The sequence below is a fragment of the Kitasatospora sp. MY 5-36 genome (assembly GCF_001182915.1).
Taxonomy (GTDB): Bacteria; Actinomycetota; Actinomycetes; order Streptomycetales; family Streptomycetaceae; genus Kitasatospora.
Map to the genome: position 1 here is coordinate 1 of NZ_LFVW01000567.1, position 7,549 is coordinate 7,549.

General features: G+C 74.6%; 7 protein-coding genes. 3 read left to right on the plus strand and 4 right to left on the minus strand.

The features are described from left to right. Together AE652_RS30265 and AE652_RS30270 are read right to left on the minus strand one after the other, a co-directional pair. Positions 1 to 1,767, minus strand: a 1,767-nt coding sequence (locus tag AE652_RS30265; protein ID WP_049657260.1) for a glycosyltransferase family 2 protein, incomplete at its 3' end; no start/stop codon positions are given. A 225-nt stretch (positions 1,768 to 1,992) separates the two neighbouring features. After that, positions 1,993 to 2,265 carry a WhiB family transcriptional regulator gene (locus tag AE652_RS30270; RefSeq protein ID WP_030062195.1) on the minus strand — a complete coding sequence of 91 codons (273 nt, stop codon included), beginning with the start codon at positions 2,263 to 2,265 and terminating at the stop codon, positions 1,993 to 1,995. A 623-nt stretch (positions 2,266 to 2,888) separates the two neighbouring features. On the opposite strand from AE652_RS30270, the gene AE652_RS30275 reads away from it, so the two are divergent. Genes AE652_RS30275 through AE652_RS30285 form a run of 3 tightly spaced genes read left to right on the plus strand, consistent with a single transcriptional unit; the run spans position 2,889 to position 5,859 of the window. Then, positions 2,889 to 3,569 carry a cysteine dioxygenase family protein gene (locus AE652_RS30275; RefSeq protein WP_234348590.1) on the plus strand — a complete coding sequence of 227 codons (681 nt, stop codon included), beginning with the start codon at positions 2,889 to 2,891 and terminating at the stop codon, positions 3,567 to 3,569. A gap of 41 nt (positions 3,570 to 3,610) precedes the next feature. Next, positions 3,611 to 4,570, plus strand: coding sequence for a 2-phospho-L-lactate transferase (gene cofD / locus AE652_RS30280; protein WP_049657261.1), 960 nt, complete (start codon positions 3,611 to 3,613; stop codon positions 4,568 to 4,570). Beyond that, on the plus strand, positions 4,567 to 5,859 hold the full coding sequence (locus tag AE652_RS30285) for a coenzyme F420-0:L-glutamate ligase (RefSeq protein WP_049657263.1): 1,293 nt from the start codon (positions 4,567 to 4,569) through the stop codon (positions 5,857 to 5,859). Before cofD ends, AE652_RS30285 begins: the two co-directional genes overlap by 4 nt. Before the next feature lie 15 nt (positions 5,860 to 5,874). On the opposite strand, the gene AE652_RS30290 is transcribed toward AE652_RS30285, so the two are convergent. Both AE652_RS30290 and AE652_RS30295 read right to left on the minus strand, forming a co-directional pair. Next, positions 5,875 to 6,786 carry a DNA-3-methyladenine glycosylase gene (locus tag AE652_RS30290; RefSeq protein ID WP_049657265.1) on the minus strand — a complete coding sequence of 304 codons (912 nt, stop codon included), beginning with the start codon at positions 6,784 to 6,786 and terminating at the stop codon, positions 5,875 to 5,877. Positions 6,787 to 6,871: 85 nt separating this feature from the next. Continuing rightward, on the minus strand, positions 6,872 to 7,549 hold a 678-nt coding region (locus AE652_RS30295; protein WP_049657267.1), incomplete at its 5' end, for a peptidoglycan recognition protein.

Sequence of the window (7,549 nt, forward strand, 5' to 3'; positions counted from 1 at the left end):
CGGCGGCAGCAGCACGGCGAGCACGGCGGTGCCGATCCGGCCCTGGGCGAGCGCGCCGGTCGCGGCGGGCAGCAGCGCGTAGGTGGCGCTGGCCCAGGCGCGGACCAGCTTGGAGTCCAGCAGCGGCCGGGACACCAGGTAGGCGCTGACCGCGGACAGCGGGACGGAGAGCACCACGAGCAGGGTGAGCGCGAGGTCGGCGTGGTCGAACAGGATCCAGGAGAGCACCGCGAGCACGCCGAGGTACGGCGGTGCGGCGGCGGTGGACCCGGTGCCGACCGGGTGCCAGGCGTCCGCGTACATCGACCAGAGGCCGCCGGCCCCGTCGGCCGCCGGCAGCAGGGCGCCGCCGAACAGCTCGCCGCTGCCGAGCAGGCCGCGGCAGGCGATCAGGGCGAACACCAGCAGGGCCGCGAACAGCACCGGCGCCGGGCGCCGGGCGAGCTTCTTGAGCAGGGCGAACTGCTCGACGACCAGGTCCTCGGCGTCCTCGTCGCCGCCGGCCTCGGCCGAGCCGTGCCGGCCGGTGTCGTCGCCGCCCCCTATCCCGAGCGAGCCGACGACGCCCTCGACCGCCAGCCGGGTGGTGGCGCCGGGGGCCGGGAAGAGCGTGCGGTCGTCCAGGGCGTCCGCCGACCGGGACTTGGCGCGGCGTTTGCGCCCGGCCAACAGCCGTGGGAAGCGGACGAGTTCGTGGCCGAGGCCAGCGAGTTCGTCGAAGGCCTGGCGCGGGTCCTTGCCGAGCAGGTTGGTGACGGCCCGCAGCAGGGTGCCGAGCACCAGCCGCAGCAGGACGTAGGGGAAGAGCGCGCCCTTGCAGTTGGTGAGCAGGGTGTAGACGGCGCCGGCCTTGTCCATCCGGTGCGGGTGGGCGGGGCCGCAGTCGATCGCCCGGCGCTCGCGGGCGGCCGCCTCGGCGTGCCGCAGCACGGCGTCGGGGGCGACCACCACGCGGTGGCCGGCGGCGTTGACCCGCCAGCAGAAGTCGGTGTCGTCCCGCATCAGCGGGAGGGCCCGGTCGAAGCCGCCGAGCTCCTCGAAGACGTCCCGGCGCACCAGCATGCCGGCGCTGGAGACGGCGAGCACCGGGCGGACCTGGTCGTGCTGGCCCTGGTCCTGCTCGCGGCGGTCGAGGCCGGTCCAGCGGCGGCCGGAGCGGGCGATGGTGACGCCGACCTCGAGGAGCTGGCGGCGGTCGTACCAGCTGCGCAGCTTGGGGCCGACCACGGCGGCGCTGGGGGTGGAGTCGGCGACCTGGAGCAGTCGGCGCAGGGCGTCGGTCTGCGGCTCGCAGTCGTCGTGCAGCAGCCAGAGCCACTCGACCGGCCGGGTCTCGCGCGGGCCGCCGCGGCCGAGGTCGTCCTCCTGGGCGAGCGGGTCGCCGAAGTCGTCCCAGCCGCCGGTGACCGGGTCGTAGCCGGAGGGGTCGAGCCGGTACGGGAGGTCCTCCGGGCGCAGGGGCGCACTGCCCGCCACGGCCTCGTGGACGGCGGTGCCGAAGCCGGCCCGGCGGCCGAGGACCAGCGGTCCGCTCTCGGGCAGCCAGTCGGCGAGGGTGTCCGCGAGCAGTTGCGGAGAGTTGTCGGTGGATCCGGTGTCGACCGCGAGGACGCGCTGGACCTGGCGGTCCTGACCGAGCAGGCCGGCCATGGCCCGCGGGAGCCAGCGGGCGCCGTCGTGCGAGACGATCACGGCGGTGACCAGGTGGCGCGGATAGGCGGGCGGCCGGGAAGCGGTGGAGCCGCTCTGGTGGCTGTAGACGGTCATCGCGTGCGCGGGCCCCAGTTCTCGGTGGACACAGCCGGTGAACGGCAACCGGATGGCGCACCACACTAACGGCTCCGGGTGGCCGCTTCGTCCGGGGTGTGCGTGCGGGGACGGTGAAGGGGTCCCGGGAACACGAAAGCGCCCCACCACCGCGGTGAGGCGCCCGTACAGCTGTGCGGTTGTCCGTCGCTGTCGAAGGGTCAGCGGGGGGCGGGGGCCGCCCGGTCAGACCGCGCTCTTCTTGAGCCGACGGCGCTCGCGCTCGGAGAGGCCGCCCCAGATGCCGAAACGCTCGTCATTGGCGAGGGCGTACTCCAGGCACTCGGAACGGACCTCGCAGGCGAGGCAGACCTTCTTGGCCTCGCGGGTCGAGCCGCCCTTCTCGGGGAAGAAGGACTCGGGGTCGGTCTGGGCGCACAACGCGCGCTCCTGCCAGCCGAGTTCCTCCTCGTCCTCCGCGATGCCGTCCCCGATCAACAGCTCAAAGAGCTCGCTCATGTGGCGCGCCTCCTCTGCCCCTACTTGGCGTCCCCGTGGTTGCCGTTGCCTCGTGCGGCTGACGACACGAGTGAAATTACAGTTGCGTCACTCTGGCCCAGTCAAGCCGAGCTCTGGTATTGGGGCTGGGATTCACTCCCTGGCACCAAGCCGTTACGAATAGTGTACATATCCGGACACATCGGACCTTCCATCTCAAGGTCCTGAACGGTGCCGAACCATCCGCAACCATTCACCGGGTGACGCTCGGTCACCGTCACAGGCCGGTCATCGGCCTGCCTTCCCGGCGATCTTCCCATCGAAACATAGAGAGTGATGAATCACCCCATCAGGGAAAGATCCGGACCTAACCCACTCGAATGCCGCATCCTTCGGTTTGACACCGCCCCTGCGGATGCGGTGTCCTTGCTCCTATGTCAGAGTTCGCCAGCCCCCGGAGCGGTTCCACGCTCCGCCGTGCCGTGAACTCTTGTTGTCGCCTCTGTTCCTGCTGTATCTAGGCGCCCGCGTCCCACCGCGCGCCGCCCCCAGGAAGCACAGAGGCCGCCCGCGATTCCCGTCCCAGGACATCCCGGATCCGGCCGATCCCGACGAACCGGCCGACCCTTCCGAGGACGACTCCCGTGCGCATGATCCGCATCCGCAAGCGGAACCGCGACCGCAACAAGCTCTCCCGCCGTGGCCCCGCCACCGTCCGCACCGGCACCCCCGCCGACGCCCGGACCCGCCAGTGGGCCGACGGCCTCAGCGACGTCTCCATCGCCGGCGACCCGCTCGCCTTCCCGCACCTGGCGCGCACCGACCTGCCCGCCCACCCCACCACCGTCGCCGAGTACGCCCGGCTGGTGCGCGAGATCGCCGCCGACCGCTCCCGCTGGGAGCCGCTGGTCCGCTACGACGCGCTGACCCGCTGGTACGCCCGGCTGGAGACCGGCCCCGGCTACGAGGTCTGGCTGCTCAGCTGGCTGCCCGGGCAGTCCAGCGGCTTCCACGACCACGGCGAGTCCTCCGGCGTGATGAGCGTCGTCCGGGGCGAGCTGATCGAGCGCTCCCTCACCCTCCCCCAGCCCTCGGCCGGGGGCGACCCCAGCGGCGCGATCGCCCGCACCCTGCGGCCCGGCGGGCAGCGGGTGTTCTCCTCCGGCTACCTGCACGAGGTCGTCAACGGCGCGCTCGAACCCGCCGTCTCCATCCACCTCTACGCCCCCGGCCTGACCGAGATGAACCAGTACGGCGCCACCGCCGTCCCCGAGCAGCACCAGGAGCAGCACACCGGGCGGCAGGCGCAGGCCGGGTCGCACTGATCACGGCTGACGGAAAGTCGGACCGTGGCAGGATGAACCCCATGCGCATCGTGGCACTGGCAGGCGGAATCGGCGGGGCGCGCTTCCTGCGCGGACTCCTCGCGGCGGTCGGACCGCAGGACGAGATCACCGTCATCGGCAACACCGGCGACGACATCCACCTCTACGGCCTCAAGGTCTGCCCCGACCTCGACACCGTGATGTACACCCTCGGCGGCGGCATCCACGAGGAACAGGGCTGGGGCCGGACCGACGAGACCTGGTCCATCAAGGCCGAGATGAAGGAGTACGGCGTCGGCCCCGAGTGGTTCGGGCTCGGCGACCGCGACTTCGCCACCCACCTCGTGCGCAGCCAGATGCTCACCGCCGGGTACAGCCTCAGCCAGGTCACCGAGGCGCTGTGCGTGCGCTGGAAGCCGGGCGTGCGGCTGCTGCCGATGAGCGACGACCGGGTCGAGACCCACGTGCGGATCACCGACGAGCAGGGCACCCGGGCGGTCCACTTCCAGGAGTACTGGGTCCGGCTGCACGCCGAGGTGGACGCCGAGGCGATCGTCCCGGTCGGCGCGGACACCGCCAAGCCCGCGCCCGGTGTGCTGGAGGCGATCGCCGAGGCGGACGTCATCCTCTTCCCGCCGTCCAACCCGGTGGTCTCGATCGGCACCATCCTCGCCGTCCCCGGCATCCGGGAGGCGGTCGCCGCCGCGCCCGCGCCAGTGGTCGGGCTCTCCCCGATCATCGGCGGGGCGCCGGTGCGCGGCATGGCCGACAAGGTGCTCGCCGCCGTCGGCGTCGAGGCCACGGCGGAGGCGGTCGCGCTCGACTACGGCGCGGCGCTCGTCGACGGGTGGCTGGTGGACACCGTGGACGAGGCCTCGGTGGCCGCCGTCGAGGCCGCCGGGATCGCCTGCCGGGCCGTCCCGCTGCTGATGACCGACGTCGAGGCCACCGCCGAGATGGCGCGGGCGGCGCTCGCGCTGGCCGAGCAGGTGCGCAAGTGACGCTGGAGGTCCTCGGCGTCGACGGGCTGCCCGAGGTCACGGCCGGGGCGGACCTCGGCGAGCTCATCGCCAAGGCGGGGACGTACCAGGACGGCGACATCCTGCTGGTCACCTCGAAGATCGTCAGCAAGGCCGAGGGCCGGCTGCTGCACGCCGCCGACCGCGAGGCCGCGATCGACGCCGAGACCGTCCGGGTGGTCGCCCGGCGCGGGCCGGTCCGGATCGTGGAGAACCGCAACGGCCTCGTCATGGCCGCCGCCGGGGTCGACGCCTCCAACACCGCCCCCGGCACCGTGCTGCTGCTGCCCGAGGACCCGGACGCCTCCGCCCGCGCTCTGCGGGCCCGGCTCCAGCGGCTGACCGGCCGCCGGCTCGCCGTCGTCGTCACCGACACCTTCGGCCGGCCCTGGCGCAACGGGCTGACCGACGTGGCGATCGGCGCCGCGGGCCTCTCCGTCCTGGAGGACCACCGCGGCCGCACCGACAGCCACGGCAACCGGCTGGAGATGACCGTCACCGCGACGGCCGACGAACTCGCCGCCGCCGCCGACCTGGTGAAGGGCAAGGCCAGTGGCGTCCCGGTCGCCGTCGTGCGCGGACTCGGACACCTCGTCACCGCCGAGGACGGCGACGGCGCCCGGCCGCTGGTCCGGCCCGCCGTCGACGACATGTTCCGGCTCGGCACCTCCGAGGCGCTGCGGCAGGCCGTCACCCTGCGGCGCACCGTCCGCTCCTTCACCACCGAGCCGGTCGACCCGGCCGCCGTCCGCCGCGCCGTCGCCGCCGCCGTCACCGCGCCCGCCCCGCACCACACCACGCCCTGGCGGTTCGTGCTGCTGGAGTCGGCGGACACCCGGGTCCGGCTGCTCGACGCGATGCTCGCCGCCTGGCAGCGCGACCTGCGCGAACTCGACGGCTGGGACGAGGCGAAGATCGCCCGGCGCACCGCCCGCGGCGACGTCCTGCGCGACGCCCCGTACCTGGTGGTGCCCTGCCTGGTGACGGACGGCTCGCACGACTACCCGGACCCGCGCCGGGCCGCCGCCGAACGGGAGATGTTCACCGTCGCCGCCGGCGCCGCCGTGCAGAACCTGCTGGTCGCGCTCACCGGCGAGGGGTACGGCTCCGCCTGGGTCTCGTCCACCATGTTCTGCCGCGACACCGTACGGGAGGCGCTGGACCTCCCCCAGGGGTGGGACCCGATGGGCGCCGTCGCCGTCGGCCGGCCCGCGGAGGAGCCGAAGGTCCGTCCGGAACGCGACGCCGGGGCCTTCATCACCGTCCGGTAGCGGCAGCCGCCGGGGTCAGCGGTGGCGGTGGTCGTTGGGGGTCAGCCGGGGGCCGTAGCGGGGGGCGTGGGCGGCCGTGGCCAGCAGGAGGCGGCAGACCCGGTGGCGCTGGGGGCGGTAGGGCTCCAGGAGCGCGAGCATCTGGGCGTCGTCGCTGCGGGGGCGGCCGGCCAGCGCCCAGCCGACCAGGTTGGGCAGGTGGAAGTCCCCGACCGAGACCGCGTCCGGGTCGCCGTTGCTGCGCTGCAGCGTCTCGGCGGCCGTCCAGGGCCCGATGCCGGGGACGGCGGTGAGGCGGGCGAAGGCCTCCTCATGGCCCATGGCCGAGGCCTCCTCCAGCCGCGGCGCCAGGCGGACGGCGCGCACGACCGTGCCCGAGCGCTTCGGGTCCACGCCCGCCCGGTGCCACTCCCAGCTCGGCACCAGTGCCCACTCGCGGGCCGACGGCGCCACCCGCATGCCCTCGGCCGGGCCCGGCGCCGGGGTGCCGAAGTCCCGCAGCAGGAGGCGCCAGGCGCGGTAGGCCTCGTCGGTGGTGACCTTCTGCTCCAGGATCGCCGGGACCAGCGACTCCAGCACCAGGCCCGTCCTGGTCAGCCGGACCCCGGCGGTACGGCGCTGGGCGTCCCGCAGCGGGCCGGGCGGCAGGACCAGCGCCTCCGGGGCGTCCTCGGCGCCGAGCAGGGCGGGGAGGCGGTCGAGGAGCCACTCCGCGCCGGGGCCCCAGGCGCTCGCCTCGACCTCGCCGGCGGCCGGACGCGGCAGCACCCGCAGGGTGCCGATGCCGCCCGGGGTGCGGGAGGCGCGCCAGACGGCGCCGTCGCCGGTGCTGCGGTACGCCGGGTCGGCGGGGCCGCGGCGCAGCGGGAGCAGGGTGCGGGCGACGTCCAGCGGGAAGCCCGGGCGCCAGCGCCGTACCGCTTCCACCGCCGTCGCCTCCCGGGTCGCCTCCGGACATGAACGATACGCGGGGGGTCGGACAGCACGGGAGGGACGGCGGAGGGCCCCGGGGTCAGCGGGTCTGGAGGCGGGCCGCCGCGGCGCGCAGGGCGGGGAGGCGGGCGTAGAGGGCGTTGCCGGGGCACTCGGTGTCGAAGGCGTCGCGGTGGCCGGAGACGGCGTCGAAGTCGACGGTGCTGCCCTTGGGGTAACGGCTGGCGTCCGAGGAGGAGGTGAGGCGGGCGCGGCCGTCGGCGGGGCGGGCGGTGAGGCCGAGCTTCCAGGCGGCGAGGGCGGCGAGGCTGTCGAGGAGGGGGCGGGACGGCTGGTCGCCGGTGTAGGTGCCGAGGGCGGCGACGCCGGCGGAGTCGGTGTTGAAGCCGAGGGTGTGGGCGCCGTGGACGGGCTGGTCGACGCCGCCGGCCCGGCCCTCGTAGACGGTGCCGCAGCGGTCGACCAGGAAGTTGTAGCCGATGTCCCGCCAGCCGTTGGTCTTCACGTGGTACTGGTAGATCGCCCGGACCACCCGGGGCGCGTCGGCGCAGGCGTAGTCGGTGGTGGTGGCGGTGTGGTGGACGAAGACCTCGCGGACCGGGCCGGTGTACTCGAACTCCGGGTCGCGCAGCGACTCGTCGGCGCCCCAGCCGGCCCGGGTGACGATCCTCGGGCGCGGGGCCTGCCCCTTGGCCGGCCCGGCGGGCGGCGCGGTCGGCGGTTCCGCGGGCAGGGTCCGTACGGCGGCCGGGGCGGC